Source organism: Rhodobacter capsulatus (assembly GCF_005144475.1).
GTDB lineage: Bacteria > Pseudomonadota > Alphaproteobacteria > Rhodobacterales > Rhodobacteraceae > Rhodobacter > Rhodobacter capsulatus_C.
This window is the reverse complement of the sequence record NZ_SWJZ01000122.1, coordinates 1-545: the sequence shown is the minus strand read 5'-3', so window position 1 is coordinate 545 and position 545 is coordinate 1. Positions and strand designations below refer to the sequence as shown.

Below are 545 nucleotides of genomic sequence, written 5' to 3'. Positions count from 1 at the left end.
GTGCGGACCCATTTCACCAGATCCTTGCGCAGCTCCTCGGACGGCGCGATCCCGTTCATCAAGGTCACATAGGCGTAAATCCCCTGCCCCTTGATGTCATGCGGATAGCCCACCACCGCCGCCTCGGCCACCTGCGGATGCGCGACCAGCGCGCTTTCGACCTCGGCCGTGCCCATCCGGTGCCCCGAGACGTTGATCACGTCATCAACCCGGCCGGTGATCCAGTAATAGCCGTCCTTGTCGCGACGGCAGCCGTCGCCGGTGAAATAGTACCCGCGATACTGGCCGAAATAGGTCTCCTGGAAGCGGTCGTGATCGCCCCAGACCGTCCGCATCTGACCGGGCCAGCTGTCCGAGATGCACAGCACGCCTTCGCATTCCACCTCGCCGATCCGCACCGCCGTCTGCGGGTCCAGAACCACCGGCTTGACGCCAAAGAACGGGTTCGTCGCCGAGCCCGGTTTCGTCGGTGTCGCCCCCGGCAAGGGCGTGATCATGTGCCCGCCGGTCTCGGTCTGCCAGAAGGTGTCGACGATCGGACATTT

Annotated in this window: 1 protein-coding gene; it reads right to left on the bottom strand. The window is 64.6% G+C overall.

Annotated features, from left to right (window positions below):
* A partial coding sequence (locus tag FBT96_RS19330; protein WP_169583637.1) for an AMP-binding enzyme occupies positions 1-545 on the bottom strand: 545 nt, incomplete at both ends.